This is a genomic window from Rhodoferax sp. LS1P39 (assembly GCF_056521425.1).
The window spans coordinates 20,385-45,484 of record NZ_JBWMAV010000005.1 but is presented as its reverse complement, the minus strand read 5'-3'; the positions used below and the strand labels follow the sequence as shown (position 1 = coordinate 45,484).

The window sequence follows — 25,100 nt, the reverse complement described above, 5'->3', positions numbered from 1 at the left end:
GCACGCAGGGCGTGACTACAATTCCGCCAGCACATCCGGCCGTCCCCTAGGGGGATGGCCGGGTTTTTGATTCACTGACTCCCTCTACCTCCTCCAAACCATGCACATCGCCAGCTCCATCTTCAAAGCCTACGATATCCGCGGCATCGTCCCCACCACGGTCGATGAGGCCGTTGCCGAAGGTATTGGCAAGGCCTTTGGCACGATTGCCCTGGCAGAGGGCGAAACCACGGTGGCGGTGGGCCGCGATGGCCGCCTGAGCGGCCCCTCGCTGGTGGCGGCGCTGATCCGCGGTCTGGTGGCGGTGGGTGTCGAGGTGATCGACGTGGGTACGGTGACCACGCCCTTGCTGTACTTTGCGGCCAACACCCTGTGCCGCAGCGGCATCCAGGTGACCGGCAGCCACAACCCCAAGGACTACAACGGTTTCAAGATGGTCATGGGGGGCCGCGCCATCCATGGCGATGAAATCCAGGCACTGCGCCGCATGATGGAAAGCGAGACCTGGCTGCCTAAAACCGGTGGTTCGGTGCGCAGCGTGGATGTGCTGCCTGCCTACACCGCCCGCATCGTCTCCGACATCAAACTGGCCCGCCCGATGAAGATCGTGGTCGATTCCGGCAACGGCATCGCGGGCGCATCGGCCCCCGACATCCTGCGCGCCATTGGCTGCGAGGTGATCGAACTGTTCAGCGAGGTGGATGGCAACTTCCCCAACCACCACCCCGACCCCAGCAAGCCCGAGAACCTGCTGGACCTGATCGCCGCCCTGAAAACCAGCGGTGCCGAGCTGGGCCTGGCTTTCGATGGCGACGGCGATCGCCTGGGTATCGTTACCCAAGACGGTAGCAACATCTACCCCGACCGCCAGATGCAGCTGTTTGCCGAAGACGTGCTGCGCCGCGTCCCCGGCGGCACGATTTTGTTTGACGTGAAATGCTCGCAGCGCCTGGCCCCGGCCATTGCCGCTGCCGGTGGCCAGCCGTTGATGTTCAAAACCGGCCACTCGCTGATCAAGGCCAAGATGAAGGAAATCGAAGCCGCAGGCGGCCAGGCCCCGCTGGGCGGCGAAATGAGCGGCCATATCTTCTTCAAAGAGCGCTGGTTCGGTTTTGACGACGGCACCTACGCGGGCTGCCGCCTGCTGGAGATCGTCAGCCAGTCGCCCGATGCCAATGTGGTGCTGCACGCCTTGCCGACCAGCTTCTCCACGCCCGAGCTGAACGTGGCCTGTGCCGAAGGCGAGCCGCCGGTGGTGGTGGCCAAGGCCCTGGCCATGGTGGATTTTGCTGCGCCTGCGGTGGTCAGCACCATCGACGGCCTGCGCGTGGATTGGCCCGATGGCTTTGGCCTGGTCCGCGCCAGCAACACCACGCCGGTGCTGGTGCTGCGCTTCGAAGGCCACACGCCCGAAGCCCTGGAGCGCATTCAGCACGACATGCTGGCCCTGCTGCGCCGCGCCAAACCCGATGCCACGCTGGCGGCCAGCGCACATTGATGCCTGTTGCCGCAACAGGGCAGGGCATGCGGGTACTGGTCGTCAAGCTGTCATCCTTTGGCGACGTGGTTCAGACGCTACCCGCCCTGCACGACATGCGCCAGGCTTTGCCTCTGGCCACGTTTGACTGGGTGATCGAAGAAGCCTTTGCCCCCTTGCTCCAGGCCCACGTGCCGCGCCTGGGCCGGGTCATTCCTTTGGCGCAGCGGCGCTGGCGCAAAGCCCGGTTCAGCGCCCGCGTGCGGGCCGAAAAAGCCGCTTTTGCCCAGAGCTTGCAGGCCGAGGCCTACGACGTGGTGATTGACCTCCAGGGCCTGATCAAATCCGCCCTGGTAGCCCGGCAGGCTAGGCTGGCCCCCGGTGGCTGGCGCACCACTTTTGGCAACCGCAGCGAGGACTGCGGCTACGAGTGGCCAGTGCGCTTCATGGTGCAGCGCCCCCAGCCCATGCCGCCGCGCATCCACGCCGTGCAGCGCTACCGCCACCTGGCCGCTTTGGCGCTGGGTTACCCGCCGCGCGAAGACGGCATTGCCTACGACGAATTGCAGGTGGTCCCCGTACAGCCCGATGGCAGCGTGATGCTGGTCCACGGCACCACCCGGGTCGAGAACGAATGGCCGCTGGACCGCTGGGTGCAGGTCGGTCGGCGCCTGGTGGCCCAGGGGCTGCCTGTCAGCGTGCCGCAGGCGAATGCCGCCGAGGAATCCTTTGCCCGCCAGCTCTGCCAGGCGATAGGCCCACAGGCCCGCATGCTGCCGCGCATGGATCTGGCCGCGCTGGCCGCGCAGATGGCGGGCTGTGTGGGCGTGGTGGGGGTGGATTCGGGCCTGAGCCATCTGGCCGTGGCCCTGAACCTGCCGCATGTGCAAATTTTCAGCCAGCCGCGCATCTGGCGCGCCGGACCGCTGGGCAGCCGCCACCAGGTGGCCGTGGGCGGGGCCATCGCACCCGGTGTAGACACCGTGTGGCAGGCATGGCAAGCTGTGTGGAGCGTGTTCCACAACCCTCAGGCTGTTCCTGCATGAATGTTTTGATCGTCAAACTCTCCTCTTTGGGGGATATGGTGCACGCCATGCCGGCGGCGCAAGACATCCTGCACGCGTTTCCGGGTGCGCTGGTGGACTGGGTGGTGGAACCCGACTTTGCGCCGCTGGTGCGCCGCTGCGCTGGTTTGCACCGGGTGATTGAATGCGACCTGAAGCGCTGGCGCGAGACGGTGTTCACCGCCGACACCCGCAACGCCTGGCGGGCTTTCTCGTCCGACCTGCAATACGAATGCTATGACGCGGTGCTGGACCTGCAGGGCATGAGCAAATCCACCCTGGTGGCCAAGATGGCCCGCCTGGGCTCGGACGGACTGCGCTACACCATGGCCAACCAGACCGAGGGCACGGTGTTCCAGGCCCCCACGCGCTGGGAGGCCGATGTGGCCGTGCCGGTGGAGTCGCACATCCATGCGGTCGACCGGGCACGGGTGATGTGCGCCCGGGCGCTGGTGTACGCCTTGCCAGAAAAAGTGTCTTTTGGGCTGCTGGCGCACGCCGATAAAGCGCGTCGTGCTTCCAAAACCATAGTAAATCAGTTTTTTGACGTAGGCCATGTAGAAGCCACGCCCCTGGTGGCCTTTTTGCACGGCAGCAACCGCGCCGACAAAAGCTGGCCCGAAGCCCATTGGCTGGAGCTGGGCCACCGCCTGAACGACCTGGGCTACACCGTGGCGTTTGCGCATGGCACCGACGACGAGCAGTGGCGCAGCGAAAGCATCGCCAACCGCCTGGGCCAGGCTGTCGTCTGGCCCCGCATGGCCCTGGGCGCGTTGACCGATGCGCTGGGTGAATGCGTGGGCGTGATCGGCGTAGACAACGGCACCAGCCTGATCGCCACCGCGCTGGATTTGCCGCTGGTCAAGATCTACAACTTCGACACCGTCTGGCGCACCGGCCCACAGAACCGCGACCACCAGGTCAGCGTGTTCTCCGACCCCACGCCCAGCGTCAACGCGGTGTGGAACGCCTGGATGCAAGCTTCCGCCCTGGCCGCACTACGGGACTCGGCGCATTGATCCTGCGTCTGTATTCCCTGCTGGTCTGGCTAGCAATTCCCGTGCTGCGCCGCAAGCTGCGCCGCAGGGCGTTGGCCGAGCCCGGCTACGCCGTGGCGGTGCCCGAGCGCTTTGGCCATTACAGCCAGCCACCCGGCCAGGGCTTTGTGTGGGTGCACGCCGTGTCGCTGGGTGAAACCCGGGCCGCGGCCATTTTGCTGGCCGCCTTGCGCCGCGAGATGCCGGGCCTGCGCCTGCTGCTGACGCATGGCACCGCCACGGGCCGGGCCGAGGGACAGGCGCTGCTGCAGCCGGGCGACGTGCAGGTCTGGCAGCCCTGGGACAGCGCGGGCGCGGTGCAGCGCTTTGTGCGGCATTTCCAGCCCCGTATCGGCATCCTGATGGAAACCGAGATCTGGCCCAATCTGCTGGCGGCCTGCCAGGCGGCGGGCGTGCCGGTGGTGCTGGCCAACGCCCGGCTCAGCGCCAAATCGTTGCGCCAGGCACAGCGGCTGTCGGCCCTGTCCCGGCCCGCCTTTGGCGCGCTGACCGCCGTGTGGGCGCAAACCGCTGCCGATGCCCAGCGGCTGGTGGAGGCGGGCGCTCCGGCCCCGGTGGTGCTGGGCAATCTGAAGTTCGACGCCACGCCCAACGCCGAACAACTCGCTGCGGGACGGGCATGGCGCAGGGCAGGGCGACCGGTGGTGCTGCTGGCCAGCGCCCGCGAAGGTGAAGAACTGCTTTTGCTGCAGTATTTACAGTCTTTTAGGCCTCCAGCGCTTATTCCATCAGCGCAAGCAGCTCCTAAATTAGGAGTGATGGATGTGCAGTGGCTGGTCGTGCCACGCCACCCGCAACGCTTTGATGCGGTGGCGGCGCTGGTGGTGGCGCAAGGGTTCAGCCTGTCACGGCGCAGCCAGTGGGCCGAGGGGCCTAAGCCTGCCGATGTGTGGCTGGGCGACTCGCTGGGTGAGATGGCGCGCTACTACGGCCTGGCCGATGTGGCCTTGCTGGGCGGCAGCTTCGCCGCTTTCGGCGGACAAAACCTGATTGAGGCCGCCGCCTGCGGCTGCCCGGTGCTGATGGGCCCCTCGACCTTCAACTTTGCCGAGGCCGCCGAGCTGGCCGAAGCTGCGGGCGCGGCCTGCCGCGTGGCCGACATGCCCGCCGCCGTGGACCAGGCCATGGCCTGGCTCAACGCGCCCGACACCCTGGCCCGGGCCGCAGCCGCCGGGCCGCAATTCGCCAGCGCACACCAAGGAGCCGCGCGGAAGACGGCTCTGGCAGTCAAAGCATTTTTAGAGTGAAAAGTGCCCTCCGTGCTTATCCTGTAAGCACGAGAAGCTCACTTATTGATAGCGCTCAGGTCGCTGGCGGATAAGTCGGCCTCCAGCGTGCGGCGCTCGTCGAACACGAAGCAACTGCCCTGGTAGTGCGTGCCGTCGGTTTCCTCGAAGTACTTCAGGATGCCGCCTTCCAGCTGGTAGACGTGGTCCAGCCCCTCCTCGCGCATCAGAATCGCGGCCTTTTCGCAGCGGATGCCACCGGTACAGAAGCTGACCACGGTTTTGCCCTGCAGCTCGGCCTTGTGCGCGCGCAGCGCGGCGGGGAACTGGCTGAATTTGTCGATACGCCAGTCGATGGCACCGTTGAAGGTACCGTGGTCCACCTCGAAGGCATTGCGCGTGTCCAGCGTGACCACGGGGCGGCCCTGGTCGTCCACGCCCTGGTCCAGCCAGCGCTTGACGGTGGCGGCATCTACTGCAGGCGCGCGGCCTGAGCTGGGCTGGATGGCCGGGTGGTCCATGCGGATGATTTCGTTTTTCACCTTGACCAGCATCTTCTTGAACGGCTGGGTGGCCGACCAGCTCTCTTTGGGGGCGATGTCGGCAAAGCGCGGGTCGGCGTGCAGGCGGGCGATGAAGCCGCGCACGGCGGCCTCAGGGGCGGCCAGAAACAGGTTGATGCCCTCACCGGCCAGCAGGATGGTGCCTTTGAGCTCTAGTGCGGTGGCCCAGCCGTGCAGCAGCTCGCGCAGGGCCGGGGCATCGGGCAGGGAGACGAATTTGTAAGCGGAGATGTTGAGGATGGAGTTCACCCGCCAATTTTAGGTTAGCGCTACGGCCCCACCCGCCTCCAGCCGGAAGGCGCTGACCAGGCTGGTCAGCCCCAGGGCCGAGCGCTTCAGGTTCTCGGCCGAGGCCGCGCTTTCCTCCACCAGGGCCGAGTTTTCCTGCGTCATCTGGTCCAGCCGGGCCACGGCTTCGTTGATCTGGCCTATGCCCTGGCCTTGCTCGGACGCGGCAGCGGTGATCTCGGCAATGATGTCGCTCACGCGCTGCACCTGGTTGACGATTTCGGTCATGGTGGTGCCGGCCTCCTGCACCAGCTTGCTGCCGGATTCGACCCGGCCCACGCTGGCATCGATCAGGCCCTTGATTTCTTTGGCCGCCTCGGCGCTGCGCTGGGCCAGCAGCCGCACCTCGCTGGCCACCACGGCAAAGCCGCGTCCCTGCTCACCGGCCCGGGCGGCTTCCACCGCGGCATTCAGGGCCAGGATATTGGTCTGGAAAGCGATGCTGTTGATCACACCGATGATGTCCACGATCTTGCGCGAGCTGTCGTCAATGCCCTGCATGGTGGTCACCACCTGGCCCACCAGGTGGCCGCCGCGTGCGGCTACGGTGGCGGCAGATGCAGCCAACTGGTTGGCCTGCCGAGCCGATTCGGTGTTTTGCGCCACCGTGGCGGTGAGCTCCTCCATGGCGGCGGCGGCTTCTTCCAGGCTGGCGGCGGTGCTTTCGGTGCGGGTGCTCAGGTCCATGCCGCCGTGGGCGATTTCGCTGCTGGAGTGTTTGATGTCCTGCGATGAGGTGCGTACCTCGCCCACCATCCGGCGCAGCGCTGTTTGCATGGACGAGAGGGCATCCTGCAGCGCGCCTATTTCGTCCTTGCGCGTAGTTTGTATATCGGCAGAAAGATTGCCCGCCGCCACCTCCTGGGCGATACGGGTGCAATGGGCAATGGGTTTGCGGATGCTGGCCAGCACCGGGCCCGACACCCAGACCAACACCCCCAGCGCCACAGCCAGCACGATCAGTGAGGTGCGTGACACATCTTTGCCCGTGGCGGTGAAGTCTGCAATCGAGGTTTCAGACAGTTTGCTCGCCACCAATGCAGTCTCGTCCACCCCGGCGCGGTGTTCCTGGTACAGCGCATGGGCTTGCACCAGTTGCGCTTTGGCAGCGGCCGCATCGTTTTGGGCCAGGGCGGGCATGACCTGGTCGCGCGCCGCGGCAATGAACTTTTGCGCCGCCAGATGCTGGCGGCCAAACAGCTGCTTCTCCAGGCCATAGGGTGGGTTTTGCGTCCAGTGGGCAACCCGGGCCTCGTACTCGCCCACCAGGCGGGCCACCTGCTTTTGCGCCTCGGCCACGGGCATGGTGCCCTCTACCGCCTGCGACAGCACCAGCCGCAGCTCGATCAGGTACATGGGCGGCGGCAGGATGTCGGCCACCACATCCTTGGCTACAAAGGTCTGGTTGGCGATGGCGTTGAGCCGGTTGAAGCCCACGTAGGACTGCAGGGCAATCACCAGGGCGGCCAGGATGCCTACGGCGGCCAGAAACAGGGTAGAACTGCGGATAGATCGGAACATGGTGTACCTCTCAATGGTTCAAAACTGCGGGTGGCGCTGGCGTGCAGCCCCAGCGTGGGCCTGGTAATCATCCTATCAGTTGTACACAAACTGTTTCAAATATTTCTTGAAAAATACACTTAAACCCTGGACGGGAAGCCCGCCAGCCGCAATGACCTCGCCCTTTAAAATGACACCATGTTTGTCCATCTCCGCCTCCATACCGAATTTTCTGTCGTTGACGGCACCAACCGCATCGACGACACCGTCAAGGTGGCCGCCAAGGACCAGCAGCCCGCGCTGGCCATCACCGACCTGAGCAACCTGTTTGGCGCGCTCAAGTTTTACAAGGAAGCCCGTGGCAAGGGTGTCAAGCCCGTCATCGGGGCCGAGATTTTCCTGGAAGGGCAGGGCCTGGATGCCACCGCCCTGTCGCGCGTCATCGTGCTGGTGCAAAACAAGCAGGGCTATCTCAATTTGTCGGAGCTGCTGGCCCGTGGCTTTACCCAAAATATTGTCAAAAACCAGGCCGTTATTAAATTTGCCTGGCTGCGCGAGCTGAACGCCGGGCTGATCTGCCTGGCCGGTGCCCAGGCTGGGCCGGTGGGCCAGGCGTTGGTGCAGGGCGATACCGTGCGGGCCGATGCGATGGCGCAGCAATTGGCGGACGTGTTCCCGCAGCGCCTCTACATCGAGCTGCAGCGCGCAGGCCGCACTGACGACGAGGCCCATGTGGTGGCCGCCGTGCAACTGGCCGCCCGGCTCCAGCTACCGGTGGTGGCCACGCACCCGGTGCAGTTCACCGAGGAAACGGATTACGAGGCGCACGAGGCCCGCGTCTGCATCTCGGACGGCGAAATCCTGGGCAACCAGCGCCGCGTGCGCCGCTTCACCCGCGAGCAGTATTTCAAGTCCAGCGCGCAGATGCTGGCGCTGTTTGCCGACATTCCTTCGGCCATTGCCAACACGCTGGAGATTGCCAAGCGCTGCAACCTGACCCTGGTGCTGGGCAAGCCGCAGCTGCCCGACTTTCCCACACCCCTGGTCGACGGCGTGCGCATGAGCCCCGAGGACTACTTCCGCTACGCCTCGCACGAGGGCCTGAAAGAGCGCCTGCTGCACCTGTACCCGAATGAAGCCAAGCGCGAAGAAGTGCGCCCCGGCTACATCGAGCGGCTGGAGTTCGAGATCACCACCATTTTGAAGATGGGTTTCCCCGGCTACTTTTTGATCGTGGGCGACTTCATCAACTGGGCTAAAAAGAACGGCTGTCCGGTGGGGCCAGGCCGGGGGTCTGGTGCGGGCTCGCTGGTGGCTTACGCCCTGAAGATTACTGACCTGGACCCACTGCAGTACAAGCTGCTGTTCGAGCGGTTTTTGAACCCCGAGCGCGTGTCTATGCCCGACTTTGACATCGACTTTTGCCAAGGCAACCGCGACCGGGTGATCGACTACGTGAAGGAAAAGTACGGCAAAAACGCCGTGAGCCAGATCGTCACCTTCGGCACCATGGCGGCCCGCGCGGCCATCCGTGACGTGGGCCGGGTGCTGGACCTGAGCTACAACTTCTGCGACGGCATCAGCAAGCTGATTCCCAACAAGCCGGGCATGTCGGTCACGCTGCAGTACCCGCCCGCCACCAAGAAGGAGGGCGACAAGAACAACTACGCCATCGAAATGGAGCCGGTGCTGGCCGCCCGCATCGAGGCCGAAGAAGATGTGCGCACCCTGATCGAGATGGCGCAAAAGCTGGAGGGCATGACCCGCAACGTCGGCATGCACGCCGGGGGTGTATTGATTGCGCCTGGCAAGCTGACCGACTTTTGCCCGCTGTACCAGCAGCCCGGCAGCGAATCGGCGGTGAGCCAATTCGACAAGGACGACGTGGAGGCCATCGGCCTGGTGAAGTTCGACTTCTTGGGCCTGGCCACGCTGACCATTCTGGAGATTGCCAAGGACTTCATCGTTGCCCGCCACAAGGGGCAGGAGAACTTTGCGTTCGAAAACATCGCGCTGGACGATGCCAAGACCTACCGCCTGTTCTCCGAGGGCAAGACCGAGGCCGTGTTCCAGTTTGAAAGTACCGGCATGCAGCGCATGCTGAAAGATGCCAAACCCACCCGCCTGGAAGACCTGATCGCCCTGAACGCGCTGTACCGCCCCGGCCCGATGGACCTGATCCCCAGCTTTGTGGCGCGCAAGCATGGCCGCGAAGTGGTGGAGTACCCGCACCCGCTGGTGGCCGAGATGCTGAGCGAGACCTACGGCATCATGGTCTACCAGGAGCAGGTGATGCAGACCGCGCAGATCCTGGGCGGCTACAGCTTGGGCGGTGCCGATATGCTGCGCCGTGCCATGGGTAAAAAGAAGCTGGAAGAAATGGCCGAACACCGCGCCATCTTCCGCGCCGGTGCCGCCAAGAACGACATCAACGAGGCCAAGGCCGACGAAATCTTCGACCTGATGGAGAAGTTTGCGGGCTACGGCTTCAACAAGTCGCACGCTGCCGCCTACTCGCTGCTGGCGTACCACACCGGCTGGCTCAAGGTGCATTACTGCGCCGAATTCTTCTGCGCCAATTTGACGGTGGAAATGGACGACACCGACAAGCTCAAACTGCTGTTTGAAGATGCCGGCAAGATGGGCCTGAGCTTCGAGCCGCCCAATGTCAACTTGGGCCGCCACCGCTTCGAGCCGGTCACCGACAAAATCATCCGCTACGGCCTGGGTGCCGTCAAAGGCACGGGCCAGCAGGCGATTGAGGCCATCGTGGCGGCGCGCGAGGCCGGTGGGCCGTTTACCAGCCTGTTCGACTTCTGCGTGCGGGTGGACAAGTCCAAACTGAACAAGCGCACCGTCGAGGCGCTGATCAAGGCCGGGGCGTTTGATGCCATCGAGATCAACCGCGCCGCACTGATTGCTTCGGTCGACCGCGCTTTCGCCTTTGCCGCCGCCACCCTGGCCAACGCCAACCAGGGCGGCCTGTTCGACATGGACGACAGCCACGGCTCCAGCACGCAAGAGCCCGAGTTGGTCGAAACCCCCATGTGGGGCATCAAGGAGCGGCTGACGCTGGAGAAAACCGCGGTGGGCTTTTATTTGTCCGGCCATTTGTTCGACGAGGTGCGCAAGGAAGTTCGCCGGTTTGCCAAACACGATCTGTCCCAGGCCGTGGATGGCCGCGACATCGTGATGTTTGCAGGCATCGTCAGCGACCTGCGCGTCATCAACGGCCAGCGCGGCAAGCTGGGCCTGTTCAGGCTCGACGACGGCACCGGCATGGTGGACGCGCGGGTCAGCGATGCGCTGATGCAGGCGAACAAAAACCTGTTCAAGGACGACGAACTCATCATCGCCATGGGCAAGGTGCAAACCGACCGCTTTGGCGGCGGTGGCCTGCAGATGAGCATTACCGAAGCCTGGGATCTGGCCACCGCGCGCTGCCGCTACGCCAAGTTTTTGCGGCTGCAGCTCCCGCCCAACGCCACCGGCTCCGGGCTGGATATTGCCCAACTGGTGAAAGATTTCCCGCCCCAGCGCGAAACCACCGAGCAGGGCGATGTGGTCTACGGCCTGCCGGTGCGCCTGTCGGTACAGCGCCAAACCGCCCAGGGTGGCGCGGTGGCGGTGCTGCAACTGGGCGAGCAGGCCCGGTTCTATCCGACCGATGCGGCCTTGGCCTACTGCCAGGCGCAAGCGGCCCAGGCGGTGGTGGCTTACGAAGAATAAGCCTGTGGCTGGATTTTTGGGTTTGCTATGGTAATAATAGCTTTCCGTGCTTATGCAATAAGCGCTGGAGGCCTAAAAAGCTTGTAAACCTGTTTTCACACCGTACGCACAAAGTCCAGCAAGGGCAGCTCGCTGGCCAGCACGCTTTGACCGATCAGCAGGTTCCAATGCGTCTCGGAGCCGTGGGCCATGCGCCACTCGTGCAGGCGGCGGGTCAGGAGTTGCAAATCGTATTCTTCGGTGACCCCGATCGCGCCGTGCAGCGCATGGGCGATGGCCGCCACCAACCCGGCGGCTTCGCTGGTGCGCGACTTGGCCATGGCGGCGGCCAGCAGCGTGGGGGTTGCGTCACTGGTATGAAACGCCGCCTCGGCGGCGATGGAGGCAGCCGCGGTGTGCTCGGCCATCACGCTCAGCTGGTGCTGCACCGCCTGGAACTTGCCCAGCGACTTGCCGAACTGGCTGCGGTCGTTGCAGTGCTGCAGCGTCATTTCAAACACCCGCGTCATGGCACCGCTGAGCAGGGCGGCGTGCAGGGCGGCCGCCCAGGCGGTCAGCGCGGCACCGCCCGTGGGCAGGCGGGTGGCGTTGCCGACATCGTTCCAGACCAGGGTGGCTGTCTGGCTGCGGTGCACGCCGGTAGGGGTGCACTGCGCGGTAGCCACGGGCAGCAGCAGCAGGCCGTCGCCGTCGCGGGCCAGCACGTAGTCGGCCACCAGGCCCAACGGGGTCAACGCGCAAATAGTCTGGCCGTCGGCTGTGCGGCGCAGGGAATTGGCCAGGGTGATGCGGCCTGCGGGCACGGCATGGGGCGCGAGCAGGCTGCGGGCCACGATGCTCTGGGCCACCGGCAGCGGCACGGCGTAGCGGCCAAAGCTGCTGAAAATAGGGAACAGATCGGGCAGGCCCAGCTCGGCGCCGCCGTCGGCTTCGGCGGCCAGCAGCTCCAGAAAGCCCGCTTCTTCAATGGCCTGCCACAGTGGGGCGGAAGGTCCGCCAGATTCAATCGCCCGCACGGTGGTGGCGGTGCATTGGTCTTTCAGGATGTCTTCAATGGCTTCTGCAAACATGGTGTGGGTTCTCCGTTTCAGCGCAGGCCGAGGCCGCGGGCAATCATGCCGCGCAAGATTTCGCGGGTGCCGCCGCGCAGCGAATAGGTGGGCGCGACCTGGCTGACATAGGCCAGAGTGCGGTACAGGTCGGGGTCGACCGGGGCATCGGGGTTGCAGGCGATGGCGGCTTCGATCAGGGCGGGAATGCTTTGCTCGAATTCGGTGCCAATGTCCTTGATCAGCGCGGCTTCGACCACGGGGCTTTCGCCCAGCACCAGCTTGTGGGTCACGGCGATGGACATGTTGCGCAAGGTGGCCAGGTGGGTGGCCAACCGGCCCACCGTCTCGGCATGGCGGGCGGCATCCGGGCTGCGGCGCAGGCAGCTGATCCAGTGCTCCAACAGCACGATGCTGGAGTAGACGCGCTCGGGGCCGCTGCGCTCGAAAGCCAGCTCGGCGTTGACCTGCTCCCAGCCGCTGCCTTCGGTGCCGATGAGGGCATCGTCGGCCAGCAGCACGTCGTCAAAAAACACTTCGGAAAAATGCGCGTCGCCCGCCAGGTCGTGGATGGGCCGCACGGTGATGCCGGGCAGCGCTAGGTCGATGATGAACTGCGACAGGCCTTTTTGCCGGTCTTGCGGCTCGCCCGAGGAGCGCACCAGGGCAATCATGTAGTGGCAGTGGTGGGCGTTGGTGGTCCAGATTTTGCGGCCATTGAGCCGCCAGCCGCCGTTAACGCCATCAACGCGGGTGGCGCGGGTGCCGACGCTGGCCAGGTCCGACCCGGCGTTGGGCTCGCTCATGCCGATGCAGAAAAACGCCTGCCCGGCGCAGATTTTGGGCAGGTAGAACTGGCGCTGCGCTTCGGTGCCGAACTTGTAGATCAGCGGGCCGCTTTGGCGGTCGGCGATCCAGTGCGCCGACACCGGTGCGCCGATGGCCAGCAACTCTTCCACCAGCACAAAGCGCGAAAACGCATCCAACTGGGCACCGCCGTATTGCGCGGGCAGGGTGACACCCACCCAGCCGCGGGCCGCCAGCTTTTGGCTGAAGGCGGCGCTGAAGCCCATCCACGAGCGGGCCCGGATATCGGGCGGCGTGGCATCCATATGGGTCTGGAGAAAGGCTTTGACTTCGGCCCGGAACGCGTTTGTTGCGGGCGGGAGTGTCGCGAGCCGAAAGGCGGACAACAGGTTGCTCAATGGATTCTCCTTCGGTGCAGGGCTGGCATGAAGGGCGAAGCATAGGCAGCCGTGAATGTGCCGTCCAATATTTAATGGTGGATAGTTGATAGTGGTTTGGTATCAGTGGCTAGCTAATTGCGGTAGTTCGTTGATACCACTTGGATATTGCTTAGCTTTATATTGATATTGGACAATAGACCTGCGATGGCCTACGCTGGCCGGTCTACCCACATCGCACAGGATTCCCGCCATGCCCAACTTTCTTCTGTATTCCCAGCAAGACCATGTAGTTACCTTGACCATGAACGAGCCCGAGCGGCGCAATCCGCTGACGGGCAATACGGCGGTGCCCGATTTTTTGGCGGCCATCGACCGTATCCACAACGACCGCAGTGTGCGGGCGGTCATTCTCACGGGTGCAGGCACGGCGTTTTCGTCGGGCGGTGACATCCGCGACATGGAGCGGCAGTCTTCGGGGGAGGTCAGCGGCATGCAGATCCGCCACGAATACCGCACTGGCATCCAGCAGCTGCCCCTGGCGCTGTTCAACCTGGAAGTGCCCATCATTGCCGCCGTCAATGGTGCGGCCATCGGTGCCGGGCTGGACCTGGCCTGCATGTGCGACATCCGCATTGCCTCCACCCATGCCAAGTTTGCCGAGAGCTTTGTGAAGCTGGGCATCGTGCCGGGCGACGGCGGGGCCTGGTTGCTGCCGCGTTTGATCGGGCTGTCGCGCGCCTCGGAAATGTCGTTCACCGGCGAAATGATCGGCCCGGACGTGGCGGCCAGCTGGGGCTTGGTGTCGCGCGTGGTGCCTGCCGATGAGCTGCTGGCCACGGCCAATGAACTGGCGCTGCGCATAGCAGCCAACCCGCCCCACGCCGTGCGCCTGACCAAGCGGCTGCTGCGCGAGGCCATGCACACCCGGCTGGACACGCTGCTGGAGATGTCGGCCGTGTTCCAGGCCATGTCGCACCAGACGGACGACCACAAGGAAGCCGTGGCCGCCTTTTTGGCCAAGCGGCCACCGGTTTTCAAGGGCTAAGGCCGTGCCAGGTGGCTCCGGTATGCTCACCCCTCCCATGGACCTGCGCCGCATCCGCCACTTTGTCACCCTTGCCGAGACGTTGAACTTCCGGCGTGCCGCCGAACGTCTGCACATGGCGCAGCCGCCGCTGTCGGTGTCCATCCAGAAGCTGGAAGCCGACCTGGGGGTCAAGCTGTTCAACCGCGAATCCACCGGCGTGTCGCTCACACCCAGTGGCCGTGCGGTGCTGATGGAGGCCAAAAAGCTGCTGTTCCACAGCGGGCAACTGCGGGAAACCGCCAAGAGCGTGCTGGACGGCACGGGCGGCACGCTGCAGATAGGTTTTGTCGGCTCGGCCAGCTACGGCATGCTGCAAACCCTGCTGCCGCTGTACCGCGCCCAGTTCCCCGGCGTGGAGCTGGTGCTGCGCGAAGCCACCTCGCTGGCCATCATGCAGCAGCTGGAAGACAACACGCTGGATATCGGCCTGGTGCGCGTGCCCCTGCTGCACCCCAGCAAGGCCACCCTGGTGCCGCTGCAGCGCGAGGACTACATTGCGGCCCTGCCGCGTGGCAATCCGCTGGCCGACAAGGGGCTGCTCAAGCTGGCCGACATGGCGGGCGAGCCTTTCATCATGTACGCGCCCACCCACGCCGCAGGCTTGCACAGTACGGCCATGTTTGCCTGCCAGCAGGCCGGGTTCATTCCCCGCGTGACCCAGCAGGCGGTGCAGGTGCAAACCGTGCTGGCGCTGGTGGAAAGCGGGCTGGGCGTGGCGCTGGTGCCGTCGGTGATGCAGCGCTTTGTGAGCGACAAAATCGTCTACCGGCCTTTTGTGGACTTCCCGGCCGAGGCGGCGATTGGTCTGTCGCTGGCCTACATGGCCGAGTCTGAAAGTGCATCGGCCAGCCGGTTCCGCATGCTGGCTGTACAGACTTATTTGAATTCCAACCAGGTTTGATCGTCGGCGCACAGGCGCTCGGCCGTCTGGGAAAAGTCCCACGTGGAGCCCACCATGCGGATGGCCTGGCTGGCCCGCTGGGGCTGCTGCGAGAAGCAATGCCCATTCGGTTGCGCGTGGGCCTGGTGGTCCAGGTTCATGCCTCTGCCCTTGGAGATACCCGTACAGCGCCGTAGCACCAGGGCGGCTTCGGCCTCGTCCTGCGACAAGGTGTTGAGCGCCCAGCGCGCCATGCCGTGGTACAGGTCGATTCCTGCGTAGGCTGCAGGCGATTCAATCACCGTGCCCTGCACCTCCCACGACAGCATCGGCACGCCGTCCCGCGCCAGGGTAGGCAGCGCACGCCCTTCTATGCGGGTGGGCACCTCCACGTCGTACTGGCGGCGTGTGATGCCCCGCGCCGCCGCCGCAATCGCCAGCCCGGCCAGCTCGAAAAGATGGGTGCACTGCTGGGTGGGGTCGGTCAGGCGCGTCACGGCGTGGGCTACGGGCGACAACTCCATGCCCAGCAGCACGTCGAGCTCGGCGATGGCGTGGCTGCACAGGGAGTAGGGGCGGCGGGGGGCCTCGGCCAGAATTTGGGTGACATGCCCATCCACGGCCACCACCTCGACGCGGAAATGGTGGAAGTCGTCTTCCAGCGCAGCCCGCACATGGCATTCCACCCCTTTGGTTTCACTGTGGAGGATGATGCGGCGTCTGAACATGGGCTGTCTTTCTACAAGCCTGACAGGGTAACTGCGGAGGCCAAATTTCTGGTTTTTTTACCTATAAATTGTACAATATATGAATATATGTTCAACAAATAAGGCTTCGCATGGGACTACTCCAAGACAGGATTGCAATCATTACCGGCGCAGGCGGTGGCATTGGCCGCGGTGTGGCCCGCGCCTTTGCACGCGAGGGGGCGGCGGTGGTGATTGCCGAGATCGATGAGGCCAGCGGCCTGCAGGTTGAGCAGGAGCTGAAAGAACTCGGTGGCCGCGCGCTGTTCATCAAGACCGATGTCACCAGCAAGGCATCGATCGAAGCCGTGGTGGCGGGCACCGTCGCGCACTTTGGGGCGCTGGACATTCTGGTCAACAACGCCTTTATTCCCACGCCCAATGTGCTGCTGGAAGACAAGACCGATGCCATGCTGGAGCAAACGCTGACCTCGGCCCTGTGGGCAACCTGGTGGTCCATGCGTGCAGCCATGCCGCATATGAAGGCGCGCGGCTGGGGGCGCATCGTGAACTTCTACTCCATCGACACCGAAACCGGTGCCTGGCTGCACGCCGACTACAACACTGCCAAGGCCGGCATCGTGGGGTTGACGCGCAGCGCGGCTTCAGAATGGGGTCGCTTCAACATCACCGTGAATGCGATCGCCCCCACCGCCATGGGCGCCACCTTCCACAAGCTGGCTGCCGAGAACCCCGGCTTTGCCGAGCGCTCTGCCGCTGCCCGCCCATTGGGCCGCTCCGGCGACCCCGAGGCCGACATTGGCCCGGCGGTGGTGTTCCTGTCGTGCGAGATGTCGCGCTATGTGACGGGCGAAACCCTGCACGTGGACGGCGGCCTGCACTTGCCTGGCTACAACTCCCGGCCACCAAATGTGCCGGTGCGCGAATACTGAAATATCTGAATGCAAACGGGGCCCGAAGGCCCCGTTTGTGAGGGTTTGACTCAGGTTTAGCGCTTCGCGACCTTGATGTCGGTGGCTTCCAGATCCCAGGTCGTTGCCGTCTTGCCTTCGTCGCGCAGCTGGTATTTCAAGATGCGGCCTTGCGGGTTTTTGGGCAAGCTGGTGCGGAATTCGATGTAGCGCGGTAGTGCGTAGTAAGGAACCGCCGAGGTAGACCATTGGAACAATGCCTCTGCCGTCAGGGTGGAGCCTTCATTGAGGATGGCCGTTACTTTGACATCGTCTTCGCCCTTGTCGGATGGCACGGCGTGCACCGCCACTTCGGCAATGTCCGGGTGGTTGGCAAAGGCCGATTCCATTTCGAAGCTGGAGATGTTTTCACCGCGGCGGCGCAGGTAGTCTTTTTTGCGGTCCACAAAGTAGAAGAAGCCGTTTTCGTCAAACTTGCCAATATCGCCCGTATGAAACCACATGTTGCGCATCAGCTTCAACGTATCTTCAGGCCTGCGCCAGTAGCCCATGAACATGATGTCCGGGCGCAGCGGGCGGCAGATGATTTCGCCGGGGGTGTTGACGGGCATTTCCCGGTCCAGATCGTCCACGATGCGCACGTCAAAGTCGGGCACCAGCTTGCCCGAGGAGCCTGGGGCGGCGTATTCACCCGCCGCCAGCGAGGTGATCACGCAGGCTTCGGTCAGGCCGTAGCCATTGCCACCGACCTGCTTGGCACCAAAGCGCTCGCGCCAGATGGCTTTGGTTTCTTCGGTAAACGGGTTGCCGCGCACGGTATGGATTTGGCCTACGCAGCGCTTGGCCGCATCGTTGTCAGCCGCATTGGCCAGCAGGCCTCCCATGCCGCCCAGAATAGACGCGATGGTGGCACCGCTGCGCTCGACTTCGGGCCAGAAGTTGGACACCGAGAAACGCGGAATGATGGCGACCCGCGCACCCACCAGAATATTCGACAAAATGCCCACCGCCAGCGCGTTCATGTGGAACAAGGGCAGGGGGGTGATGGTTACATCGTCGGCCGTTGCCGGGCCCGCACGCAGTTGCAGCCGCGCCAGGTTGCACATGAAGTTGTAGCTGATCATGCAGCCCTTGGACGGCCCGGTGGTGCCCGATGTGTAGATCAGGCAGGCCAGGTCCGAGGGGTTGGGTTTATCTGCCAGTGGCGTGAGATTGCTGCCTCGGTGGCTGTCCAGCGCGTCCAGCAACAGGTTGCCGCAGGTGGTGGCGCTGGTGCTACCGCGGTGCAATACCAGCTTCACTTCGGACAACTGGTGTGCAACTGCAGAAATCCGCTCGACATAGTCGGCTTCGCACAGCACCAGTGCGGCACCCGCATCGGCGATCTGGTGGCGCAAAAAATCCCCGCGCAGGCCCGTATTCACTGGTACGCTGACGGCGCACAGTTTATTGATAGCCAGCCAGCTGACGACGGCATCGATGTTGTTGTCGAACATCGTGACGACGGTTTGGCCTTTTTTTACGCCCAAAACGGCCAAAGAATTAGCCAAACAGGTCGAAAGTTGATCGACTTGACGATATGTGTACAGTTCTCCCGAGAAATCGAGTAAAACTCGGTCTGGATGTGCCGCGACAGCGCGCTCGAGTGCCGCTATTGCGGTGTCTTGTTGGCCAAGCGACCAGGTTTCAGATCTGTCCATGCTCACAATATCGTCCTCTTTTGAATGGCTTCACCGCTATGCTTTAAATTCTAATAACAGAATTTAATTCTATTGGTTGGATGATCAAAGCGTCATGCGGGAAAACCCGGACGTTGTTTTTTAAAGTGTTTTTTTACAAGGAGTCAGATGAAGAGCCCGAAAACTATGGCCGTTGCCGAACTGGCGCAGCCCCGTATGGTGGCCGATGCCGAGCCTGTAGCTCCAGCGCCGACAAAACCCAAAACCAAAGCGAAAGCCAAGTCCACCAGCATGGCTGAGTCCGGGTCGGTGCTGGCCGTGTCCGCGCCGTCTGCTAAGCCTGTCCGTCGGCGGGGTAACCGACGCTCGGAGCAAACCGTGGACAACATCTTCGAGGCCACCGAGCAGGTGATTTTGAAGTCGGGTGCCGACCGCATATCGATCCTGGAAGTGTGCAACGCTGCCAGTATTTCGCGGGGCACCTTCTACCGCTACTTCGCCTCGCAAGAGGAACTGCTGAGTGCGTTTTCCAAGCACAAGCGGGAGCGGTTCCACAAATCCCTGGCCGAAGCCCTGGCCCCGTGCACCGACCCGGACCAGCGCTTTGCCACCATGCTGACCTACCTGAACAACTACCTGGACATTGGCAGCTCGCGCCGTTTGCTGCTGGTGGCACCCGAATTTGCGCTGAACTTTTTCAAGCGTATTTTTCACGATGCCGTGGTGCGTTTCCAGGATCTGCTGGCCCCGGTATTTGATGCCTGGGACGACAGCCTGGATGCCAAGCTGGACCGGGAACTGGTCTGCGAGCTGATGGTGCGCCTGGTCTTGAGCGACCATCTGGTGGCCGACGGATCCGACCGCTTGGCGATGCCCCGCAGGATCGCGCGGCTGGTGGAATCCCTGCGCCGGGGTGGTGGAGGATTGGCTCGACGCTGAGGTGGAGGCAACTGGGTGGGAGTAGGTGGTTTTAAAAATTAGACACATTTGCAATATTTGTTTAATATTGGCATGATGCAGGTGTTTGGACAGGTTTTGATGCGCTTGGCTGTGTAGCGGCTGGGTACATGCACTGGTTCAGGCACTTACAACGCGGCGGATTGGCCGCCCCCATAAAACCCCAGGAGATCCACATGCTTATCGACCTTCATGCCCATGCCCCGCACCCGGACTACTACGACCAGAACCCGTACTGGGGCCCGGCTTTCGAGTCGCAACCGGACGGCGACATCAAATTGCGTGTGGGTGACTGGATCCTGTCCCTGGGTGCGCCAGAGCGTAAAGCCGCTTTGCGCAAGGCCAAGGCCGAAGGCAATGCCCTGAATGTGCAGGATTACATGTCGCGCTGGCGCGATCCGCAAACCCGCCTGGCCGGTATGGATGCTGCAGGCCAGAACGCCCAGGTAGTGTCGGTGCCGTCGCACTGCTACATGTACTGGACTGAGCTGGAGTACGCGATTCCGTTCGCCCGCAAGGTCAACGACGTGCTGGCCCAATACTGCTCGGGTGCCCCCGACCGCCTGATGTTCTGGGCGCAGGCCCCTCTGCAGAACCCCGTAGAAGCCGCCAAGGAAATCCGCCGTGCTTGCACCCAACTGGGTGCCAAAGGCCTGGGCGCGGGTGGCTCGAACTTCGGCGGCCTGGAGTTTGACTCCAAAGAAATGGACCCGGTGTGGGAAGCGCTGTGCGACCTCGATTTGCCGATGTTTGTGCACGGCTACAACCAGTCGGTCACCTGGGGCGACAAGGCCAACACCGATCGCTACGAGACCACGGCGATTGTCGGCATGAATTACGACGAAACCAAGGCCTTCTGGTATCTGATCAACGGTGGCGTGCTCGACCGTTTCCCCAAGCTCAAGATCTACATCACCCACGGCGGTGGTTTTGTGCCCTACCAGTTGGGTCGCCTGGCGCAGACCAACCCCAACCTGGACACCTTCCACAACAAGAAGCCCTTGATGGACTACTTGCCCAATTTCTACTTCGATGTCGAGCTGCACGAACTGCCCATGCGCCAGGCGCTGATCGAAGTGATTGGTGCGGACCGCATCCTGTACGGCAGCAATTTCGGCGGCAGCGATGCCGTGCGCCACGACCTGACCGACGGCCTGAAACTGTCGGACGACGATCTGCAAAAAATCCGCTGGAAAAACGCCTGCGAATTGCTGCACCTGGACCCCACCAAACTGGGTGCCCCCGTCAAGAAGCTGGCCACGGCATGAAAATCGCCCGCTGCACCGACGGCGCAGCGCCGTTTTGGGCCGTGGTGGATCTAGAGCGCGCCGAAATCAAGGCGATCCAGGGGGCGTTTGCCGAATGGGCTCCTGCAGTCACCCGCGGCGAAGGCCTGGCGGCGTTGACGCTGGTGGGCCCCGCCCGCCCGCTGAGCAGCGTGCGCCTGTTGCCCCCGGTCGAGAAGGTCAACCGCGTGGTGATTGCAGGTGCCAATTACGCCAAGCACCTGGCGGCCGACTTTGGCATGAAGAGCCACCACCAGCCGGTGGCCTTCTTGAAAGCCTATGGTGCCTTGATCGGCGCGAACGACCCCATCCGTTACCCACCGCTGACCCAGGAGCTGGACCACGAGGTCGAGCTGGTGGTGGTGGTGGGCGCGGAGAAGCTGGACCGGCTCGACCCCGAATCCAGCGTGCTGGGCTACACCGTGGGCAACGACGTGAGTGCCCGCGACCTGCAACGCAGCGGGCCACCGGGCGTAGGCATGGATTTGTTCAGCGCCAAGAGCCAGGACCGCAGCACCGGCCTGGGGCCGTGGATCGTGACCCGCGACGAGTTCCCCGCAGGCAGCCCCCGGCTGCGCCTGACGCTCAAGGTGAATGGCGAAACCCGCCAGGATGCCTCTTCCGGCGACATGACATGGAACGTGGCCGAGCTGCTGCGTTTTGTGGACGAGCGCTCGGTATTCGAGTGCGGCGACGTGCTCTTCACCGGCTCGCCCGAAGGCACCGGCCATGGAACCGGCCGTTTCCTGCACCCCGGCGATGTGGTGGAGGCCACGGTAGAGGGCATCGGCACGCTGCGTAACGTGGTGTCGGCTATTGACTCAGTATGAATGGAAAGCAAGTATGACCTTAAAGAACAACACCGTCGTGGTGGTAGGTGCCGGCCTGATGGGCACGGGAATCGCGCACGCTTTTGCCAGCTCGGGCTTTAACACCGTCTTGGTAGATACCAATGCCGTGGCCGTGGAGCGGGCCCAGCAAGCCGTTTACAAAATTCTGGATGACGGCGTGAAGCTGGGCAAGGTGGAAGCTGCTGCCGCGGATGCTGCCAAAGCCCGCCTGACCGTCCACACCGATCTGGCCGTCGCCGCCACTGGCGCGCACCTGCTGGTGGAGACCGTGTCGGAAAACCTGGCCGTCAAAAAAGCCGTGGTAGCCCAGGCCGCCGCGGTGATGGCCGCCGGGGCCATTTATGTCACCAACACCTCGGCACTCAGCGTGACCGAGATTGCCACCGCCGTCGCCAACCCGGACCGCGTGGTGGGCATGCACTTTTTCAACCCGGTGCACAAGATGAAGCTGGTCGAGCTGGTGCGCGGCCTGGCCACCAGCGACGAAGCCATTGCGCTGACGCGCGACTACTCCGATGCCATCGGCAAGACCTCCATTGTCGTCAACGAGTCGCCCGGCCTGACCACCAGCCGCATGTCGGCACTGGCAGGCAACGAGGCGATGTGGATGCTGCAAGAGGGTACCGCCAGCGCCGAAGACATCGATACCGCGCTGCGACTGGGCTTCAACCACCCCATGGGCCCGCTGGAGCTGGGCGACCTGACCGGCTGGGACACCCGGCTGGCGGTGTTGAAGTACCTGCACCAAACCCTGGGCGAGAAATTCCGCCCGTGCCCGCTCATCATCAAGATGGTGGCTGCAGGCCGCTATGGCCGCAAAACCGGCCATGGGGTGTACCAGTATGAAAACGGCCAGCGCGTGCCGGGCTCGGGCCTCAAAGGCAGCGCGTTATGAGCCGCGATGTGGTGATTGTGGCGGCCGTGCGCACGCCTGTGGGCAAGTTTCGCGGCAGCCTGGCCGGTGTGCGCGCCGACCATCTGGGCGCATTGGTCATCAACGAAGTGGTGAAGCGCGCGGGAATTACCCCCGATGCGGTGAACGACGTGATTTTTGGCTGCGTGACCCAGATCGGTGAGCAGTCGGCCAACATCGCCCGGACCTCCTTGTTGGGTGCCGGGTGGCCCATCACCATCCCCGGCCTGACCATTGACCGCAAGTGCGGCTCTGGCGAAGCTGCGGTGCATGTGGCGGCGGGTTTGATCGCCTGCGGTGCCGCCGATGTGGTGGTGGCCGGTGGGGCCGAGAACATGAGCCGTGTGCCCATGGGCAGCAACCGTGACCTGCACGGCGAAGCCTTTGGCTGGATGGCTGCCGAGCGCTACGAGCTGACGGGCCAGGGCGAAGCAGCCGAGCGCCTGTGCGACCAGTGGAACATCAGCCGCGAGCAACTGGATGCCTTTGCGGTCGAGAGCCACCGCCGTGCGTCCACGGCCACGCTGGCCGGTCGTTTCCGCCGCGAAACCGTGCCGGTGCCGGTGATGGCGCTGCGCGAAAAGGCGCTGGAGGAAGAAGTACCGGTATTTGCCGCCGATGAGACCATCCGCCCCGGCACCGCCGCCGAGAAACTGGCCACCCTGAAAACCAGCTTTCGCCCCGATGGCCGCCTGACCGGCGGCAATTCCTCGCAAATCTCGGACGGTGCGGCGGTACTGTTGCTGATGTCGGCCGACAAGGCCCAGGCACTGGGTGTGAAGCCCCGTGCCCGCATCTGCGCCATGGTGACTGTCGGGTCCGACCCCACCTTGATGCTCACCGGGCCGATTGCCGCCACCCGCCAAGTGCTGGCGCAAGCCGGGCTGACGCTGGAAGACATCGACCTGTTCGAGGTGAACGAGGCGTTTGCATCCGTTCCACTGGTGTGGATGCAGGAGCTGGGCGTGTCGCACGACAAACTCAACGTCAATGGCGGCGCGATTGCCTTGGGCCATCCTTTGGGGGCCAGCGGCTCGCGCATCATGACAACCTTGCTACACGAAATGGAGCGCCGGGGTGTGCGCTACGGCTTGCAGTCCATCTGCTGCGCCGGGGGCATGGCCACCGCCACCATCATCGAGCGGCTTTGAAGTAGCTTCCATCCCTTTACTTGAACAGGAATCCCTCCATGACGGAATCTGCGAACCCGGGCATTTACGACATCCCGCTGCAACGCCTGAACGGCGAAGCCAGCACCCTGGCCGACTACGCGGGCGATGTGCTGCTGGTAGTCAACGTGGCATCAAAATGCGGCCTGACCCCGCAGTACGTAGGTCTGGAAACCCTGCACGAAGACTATGCGGGCCGTGGTTTGCGGGTGCTGGGCTTTCCCTGCAACGACTTTGGTGCACAAGAGCCCGGTACCGAGACCGAAATTCAGGACTTTTGCCAGGCCAACTACGGCGTGCAGTTCCCCATGTACGCCAAGCTGCAGGTCAACAGCACGCCCCGCCATGCCCTGTATGCGCACCTGATTGCGGCCCAGCCGCAAGCCATTGCTTCCGGCAGCGACACGTTGCAGAGCACGCTGGCCAAGCACGGTCTGCTGCCCAAGCATGCGACGGACGTGATGTGGAATTTCGAGAAGTTTCTGGTCGGCCGTGATGGCCGCGTGCTGGCCCGCTTTGCACCCGATGTGGCCCCCACCGACCCGGCTTTGCTGGCAGCCATCGAGTCCGCGCTGGGCTAGGCATGGCGCTGCTGCCACTGGTTCCCCTGGCGGATTTTCCACCGGCCCTGGCGCAGGCGGTGGAGCAGGGCGTGCAGACCCGCATGCTCAGCTCTACCGTGCCCCTGCAGGTCTGGGCGCACCGCCCGCTGGTGGCGCAGGCGTGGCTGGCCACGCTGGACCAGTTGCACAACCACAGCATCCTGGATACCCGCCTGCGTGAGCTGGTGCGGCTGCGGATTGCCGCGTTCACCACCTGCCGGGCCTGCCAGATGGCACGTAAGGCGGGCGAGGTGAGCGAAGACGACATCGCCTGCCTGTCCTCTGATGACGCGCGGTTCAGTGCGCCCGAGCGTGCCGCCCTGCGCTACGCCGAGCTGTTTGCGTCGGACCCTTTAGGGATAGATGCCACCGTGTTTGCCGACCTGGGCCAGTATTTCAGCGTGCCGCAGGTGGTGGAGCTGAACATGTTCTGCGCCCTGATGCTGGCCGGGGGGCGCATGACCCAGGCCCAGCAGGCGTACCAGGCTTAGGTTTTCAGGCCGCCGAGGCCGCAAACCCCCGGAACTGTTCCAGCGCCACCTCCGCGCCCTCAGGCGGCTTCAGAAAGTAGCAAATCGACAGACTGCCCGCGTCAAAGCGGTAGGTCTCTATGCTTTCAATCACCAGCGCGGTCCCGATGATGCAGTTGCGGTGGCGCACTGCCACTTCCTGGCCGTTCTGTATTGAGGTGACGACTTCCAGCCGGAACTGGTGGTTGTGCTTGTCCCACATTTCTTCGATCACCAGCCAGCCGTCGTTCTGGCGTTCGCGGCCCGCGTACTGGATGTCCAGCATGACGGGGGCCATTTCCCGGTACAGGGCCATGAATCCGGCCTTGTCGTGGCCGTTCCAGCAGAGCACCTGGCCCTGCATGAAACGCTCGATGGCCTCGGATGTCGCAGTAGTGTGCATGGTGT

22 protein-coding genes are annotated in these 25,100 nt (G+C 63.7%); 15 read left to right on the top strand and 7 right to left on the bottom strand.

What is annotated here, in order from left to right; genetic code table 11:
* Positions 1-100: 100 nt before the first annotated feature.
* The 4 genes from AC097O_RS10285 to AC097O_RS10270 are packed head-to-tail and all read left to right on the top strand — an operon-like array spanning position 101 to position 4,846.
* The gene (locus AC097O_RS10285) at positions 101-1,498 is read left to right on the top strand and encodes a phosphomannomutase/phosphoglucomutase (protein ID WP_479592686.1); all 1,398 of its coding nucleotides are present in this window, start codon (positions 101-103) and stop codon (positions 1,496-1,498) included.
* Positions 1,498-2,523: a lipopolysaccharide heptosyltransferase I gene (waaC, locus tag AC097O_RS10280; RefSeq protein WP_479592685.1), complete on the top strand. Its 1,026-nt coding sequence runs from the start codon at positions 1,498-1,500 to the stop codon at positions 2,521-2,523. Before AC097O_RS10285 ends, waaC (AC097O_RS10280) begins: the two co-directional genes overlap by 1 nt.
* Complete coding sequence (gene waaC, locus AC097O_RS10275) at positions 2,520-3,560, top strand: lipopolysaccharide heptosyltransferase I (RefSeq protein ID WP_479592684.1); 1,041 nt, start codon at positions 2,520-2,522, stop codon at positions 3,558-3,560. The genes waaC (AC097O_RS10280) and waaC (AC097O_RS10275) overlap by 4 nt, the downstream gene beginning before the upstream one ends.
* Positions 3,557-4,846, top strand: a complete 1,290-nt coding sequence (locus AC097O_RS10270; RefSeq protein WP_479592683.1) for a 3-deoxy-D-manno-octulosonic acid transferase — start codon at positions 3,557-3,559, stop codon at positions 4,844-4,846. The genes waaC (AC097O_RS10275) and AC097O_RS10270 overlap by 4 nt, the downstream gene beginning before the upstream one ends.
* Before the next feature lie 38 nt (positions 4,847-4,884).
* On the opposite strand, the gene AC097O_RS10265 is transcribed toward AC097O_RS10270, so the two are convergent.
* Positions 4,885-5,637 carry a sulfurtransferase gene (locus AC097O_RS10265; RefSeq protein ID WP_479592682.1) on the bottom strand — a complete coding sequence of 251 codons (753 nt, stop codon included), beginning with the start codon at positions 5,635-5,637 and terminating at the stop codon, positions 4,885-4,887.
* A gap of 9 nt (positions 5,638-5,646) precedes the next feature.
* On the bottom strand, positions 5,647-7,197 hold the full coding sequence (locus tag AC097O_RS10260; RefSeq protein ID WP_479592681.1) for a methyl-accepting chemotaxis protein: 1,551 nt from the start codon (positions 7,195-7,197) through the stop codon (positions 5,647-5,649).
* 177 nt (positions 7,198-7,374) lie between these two features.
* Between AC097O_RS10260 and dnaE the strand changes: the two genes are divergently transcribed.
* The gene (dnaE, locus tag AC097O_RS10255) at positions 7,375-10,905 is read left to right on the top strand and encodes a DNA polymerase III subunit alpha (protein ID WP_479592680.1); all 3,531 of its coding nucleotides are present in this window, start codon (positions 7,375-7,377) and stop codon (positions 10,903-10,905) included.
* A 95-nt stretch (positions 10,906-11,000) separates the two neighbouring features.
* Here the strand turns inward: dnaE and AC097O_RS10250 are convergent, their stop codons facing one another.
* Positions 11,001-11,975, bottom strand: a complete 975-nt coding sequence (locus tag AC097O_RS10250; RefSeq protein ID WP_479592679.1) for an acyl-CoA dehydrogenase family protein — start codon at positions 11,973-11,975, stop codon at positions 11,001-11,003.
* A 17-nt stretch (positions 11,976-11,992) separates the two neighbouring features.
* Positions 11,993-13,159 (bottom strand): acyl-CoA dehydrogenase family protein, encoded by a 1,167-nt coding sequence (locus tag AC097O_RS10245; RefSeq protein ID WP_479592678.1) that lies wholly within the window; start codon positions 13,157-13,159, stop codon positions 11,993-11,995.
* 232 nt (positions 13,160-13,391) lie between these two features.
* Between AC097O_RS10245 and AC097O_RS10240 the strand changes: the two genes are divergently transcribed.
* The gene (locus AC097O_RS10240; protein WP_315189753.1) at positions 13,392-14,186 is read left to right on the top strand and encodes a crotonase/enoyl-CoA hydratase family protein; all 795 of its coding nucleotides are present in this window, start codon (positions 13,392-13,394) and stop codon (positions 14,184-14,186) included.
* Positions 14,187-14,208: 22 nt separating this feature from the next.
* Entirely contained in the window at positions 14,209-15,129 is a 921-nt protein-coding gene (locus AC097O_RS10235; protein WP_479592677.1) for a LysR substrate-binding domain-containing protein, read from the top strand.
* Here the strand turns inward: AC097O_RS10235 and AC097O_RS10230 are convergent.
* Entirely contained in the window at positions 15,105-15,836 is a 732-nt protein-coding gene (locus tag AC097O_RS10230; RefSeq protein ID WP_479592676.1) for a DUF2889 domain-containing protein, read from the bottom strand. The two genes, AC097O_RS10235 and AC097O_RS10230, sit on opposite strands and share 25 nt — an antisense overlap.
* Before the next feature lie 110 nt (positions 15,837-15,946).
* Between AC097O_RS10230 and AC097O_RS10225 the strand changes: the two genes are divergently transcribed.
* A complete protein-coding gene (locus tag AC097O_RS10225; protein WP_479592675.1) occupies positions 15,947-16,747 on the top strand; it encodes an SDR family NAD(P)-dependent oxidoreductase in 801 nt (266 codons plus the stop codon).
* 56 nt (positions 16,748-16,803) lie between these two features.
* On the opposite strand, the gene AC097O_RS10220 is transcribed toward AC097O_RS10225, so the two are convergent.
* A complete protein-coding gene (locus AC097O_RS10220; RefSeq protein ID WP_479592674.1) occupies positions 16,804-18,426 on the bottom strand; it encodes an ATP-dependent acyl-CoA ligase in 1,623 nt (540 codons plus the stop codon).
* 147 nt (positions 18,427-18,573) lie between these two features.
* Between AC097O_RS10220 and AC097O_RS10215 the strand changes: the two genes are divergently transcribed.
* The 7 genes from AC097O_RS10215 to AC097O_RS10185 all read left to right on the top strand — a co-directional run bounded on the left by AC097O_RS10215 (position 18,574) and on the right by AC097O_RS10185 (position 24,674).
* A complete protein-coding gene (locus AC097O_RS10215) occupies positions 18,574-19,344 on the top strand; it encodes a TetR/AcrR family transcriptional regulator (RefSeq protein WP_479592673.1) in 771 nt (256 codons plus the stop codon).
* Between the two features lie 194 nt (positions 19,345-19,538).
* Complete coding sequence (locus AC097O_RS10210; RefSeq protein ID WP_315189770.1) at positions 19,539-20,630, top strand: amidohydrolase family protein; 1,092 nt, start codon at positions 19,539-19,541, stop codon at positions 20,628-20,630.
* Entirely contained in the window at positions 20,627-21,478 is an 852-nt protein-coding gene (locus tag AC097O_RS10205) for a fumarylacetoacetate hydrolase family protein (protein WP_479592672.1), read from the top strand. Before AC097O_RS10210 ends, AC097O_RS10205 begins: the two co-directional genes overlap by 4 nt.
* Positions 21,479-21,491: 13 nt before the next feature.
* The gene (locus tag AC097O_RS10200; protein WP_479592671.1) at positions 21,492-22,394 is read left to right on the top strand and encodes a 3-hydroxyacyl-CoA dehydrogenase; all 903 of its coding nucleotides are present in this window, start codon (positions 21,492-21,494) and stop codon (positions 22,392-22,394) included.
* Positions 22,391-23,563: a thiolase family protein gene (locus AC097O_RS10195; RefSeq protein WP_479592670.1), complete on the top strand. Its 1,173-nt coding sequence runs from the start codon at positions 22,391-22,393 to the stop codon at positions 23,561-23,563. Before AC097O_RS10200 ends, AC097O_RS10195 begins: the two co-directional genes overlap by 4 nt.
* Positions 23,564-23,601: 38 nt before the next feature.
* Positions 23,602-24,162, top strand: coding sequence for a glutathione peroxidase (locus tag AC097O_RS10190; RefSeq protein WP_479592669.1), 561 nt, complete (start codon positions 23,602-23,604; stop codon positions 24,160-24,162).
* 2 nt (positions 24,163-24,164) lie between these two features.
* Positions 24,165-24,674 (top strand): carboxymuconolactone decarboxylase family protein, encoded by a 510-nt coding sequence (locus AC097O_RS10185; protein ID WP_479592668.1) that lies wholly within the window; start codon positions 24,165-24,167, stop codon positions 24,672-24,674.
* A gap of 4 nt (positions 24,675-24,678) precedes the next feature.
* Here AC097O_RS10185 and AC097O_RS10180 read toward each other — a convergent pair whose 3' ends face one another.
* Positions 24,679-25,095, bottom strand: coding sequence for a nuclear transport factor 2 family protein (locus AC097O_RS10180; protein ID WP_479592667.1), 417 nt, complete (start codon positions 25,093-25,095; stop codon positions 24,679-24,681).
* Between the last annotated feature and the right edge of the window lie 5 nt (positions 25,096-25,100).

What these genes read in the sequence shown, in the direction of transcription:
- AC097O_RS10220 (WP_479592674.1), bottom strand. Translation starts at nt 18,426, where the DNA reads ATGGACAGATCTGAAACCTGGTCGCTTGGCCAACAAGACACCGCAATA.
- AC097O_RS10185 (WP_479592668.1), top strand. Translation starts at nt 24,165, where the DNA reads ATGGCGCTGCTGCCACTGGTTCCCCTGGCGGATTTTCCACCGGCCCTG.
- AC097O_RS10200 (WP_479592671.1), top strand. Translation starts at nt 21,492, where the DNA reads ATGACCTTAAAGAACAACACCGTCGTGGTGGTAGGTGCCGGCCTGATG.
- AC097O_RS10240 (WP_315189753.1), top strand. Translation starts at nt 13,392, where the DNA reads ATGCCCAACTTTCTTCTGTATTCCCAGCAAGACCATGTAGTTACCTTG.
- dnaE (WP_479592680.1), top strand. Translation starts at nt 7,375, where the DNA reads ATGTTTGTCCATCTCCGCCTCCATACCGAATTTTCTGTCGTTGACGGC.
- AC097O_RS10210 (WP_315189770.1), top strand. Translation starts at nt 19,539, where the DNA reads ATGCTTATCGACCTTCATGCCCATGCCCCGCACCCGGACTACTACGAC.
- waaC (WP_479592685.1), top strand. Translation starts at nt 1,498, where the DNA reads ATGCCTGTTGCCGCAACAGGGCAGGGCATGCGGGTACTGGTCGTCAAG.
- AC097O_RS10225 (WP_479592675.1), top strand. Translation starts at nt 15,947, where the DNA reads ATGGGACTACTCCAAGACAGGATTGCAATCATTACCGGCGCAGGCGGT.
- AC097O_RS10205 (WP_479592672.1), top strand. Translation starts at nt 20,627, where the DNA reads ATGAAAATCGCCCGCTGCACCGACGGCGCAGCGCCGTTTTGGGCCGTG.
- AC097O_RS10195 (WP_479592670.1), top strand. Translation starts at nt 22,391, where the DNA reads ATGAGCCGCGATGTGGTGATTGTGGCGGCCGTGCGCACGCCTGTGGGC.
- AC097O_RS10230 (WP_479592676.1), bottom strand. Translation starts at nt 15,836, where the DNA reads ATGTTCAGACGCCGCATCATCCTCCACAGTGAAACCAAAGGGGTGGAA.
- AC097O_RS10215 (WP_479592673.1), top strand. Translation starts at nt 18,574, where the DNA reads ATGAAGAGCCCGAAAACTATGGCCGTTGCCGAACTGGCGCAGCCCCGT.
- AC097O_RS10285 (WP_479592686.1), top strand. Translation starts at nt 101, where the DNA reads ATGCACATCGCCAGCTCCATCTTCAAAGCCTACGATATCCGCGGCATC.
- waaC (WP_479592684.1), top strand. Translation starts at nt 2,520, where the DNA reads ATGAATGTTTTGATCGTCAAACTCTCCTCTTTGGGGGATATGGTGCAC.
- AC097O_RS10190 (WP_479592669.1), top strand. Translation starts at nt 23,602, where the DNA reads ATGACGGAATCTGCGAACCCGGGCATTTACGACATCCCGCTGCAACGC.
- AC097O_RS10180 (WP_479592667.1), bottom strand. Translation starts at nt 25,095, where the DNA reads ATGCACACTACTGCGACATCCGAGGCCATCGAGCGTTTCATGCAGGGC.
- AC097O_RS10235 (WP_479592677.1), top strand. Translation starts at nt 14,209, where the DNA reads ATGCTCACCCCTCCCATGGACCTGCGCCGCATCCGCCACTTTGTCACC.
- AC097O_RS10250 (WP_479592679.1), bottom strand. Translation starts at nt 11,975, where the DNA reads ATGTTTGCAGAAGCCATTGAAGACATCCTGAAAGACCAATGCACCGCC.
- AC097O_RS10260 (WP_479592681.1), bottom strand. Translation starts at nt 7,197, where the DNA reads ATGTTCCGATCTATCCGCAGTTCTACCCTGTTTCTGGCCGCCGTAGGC.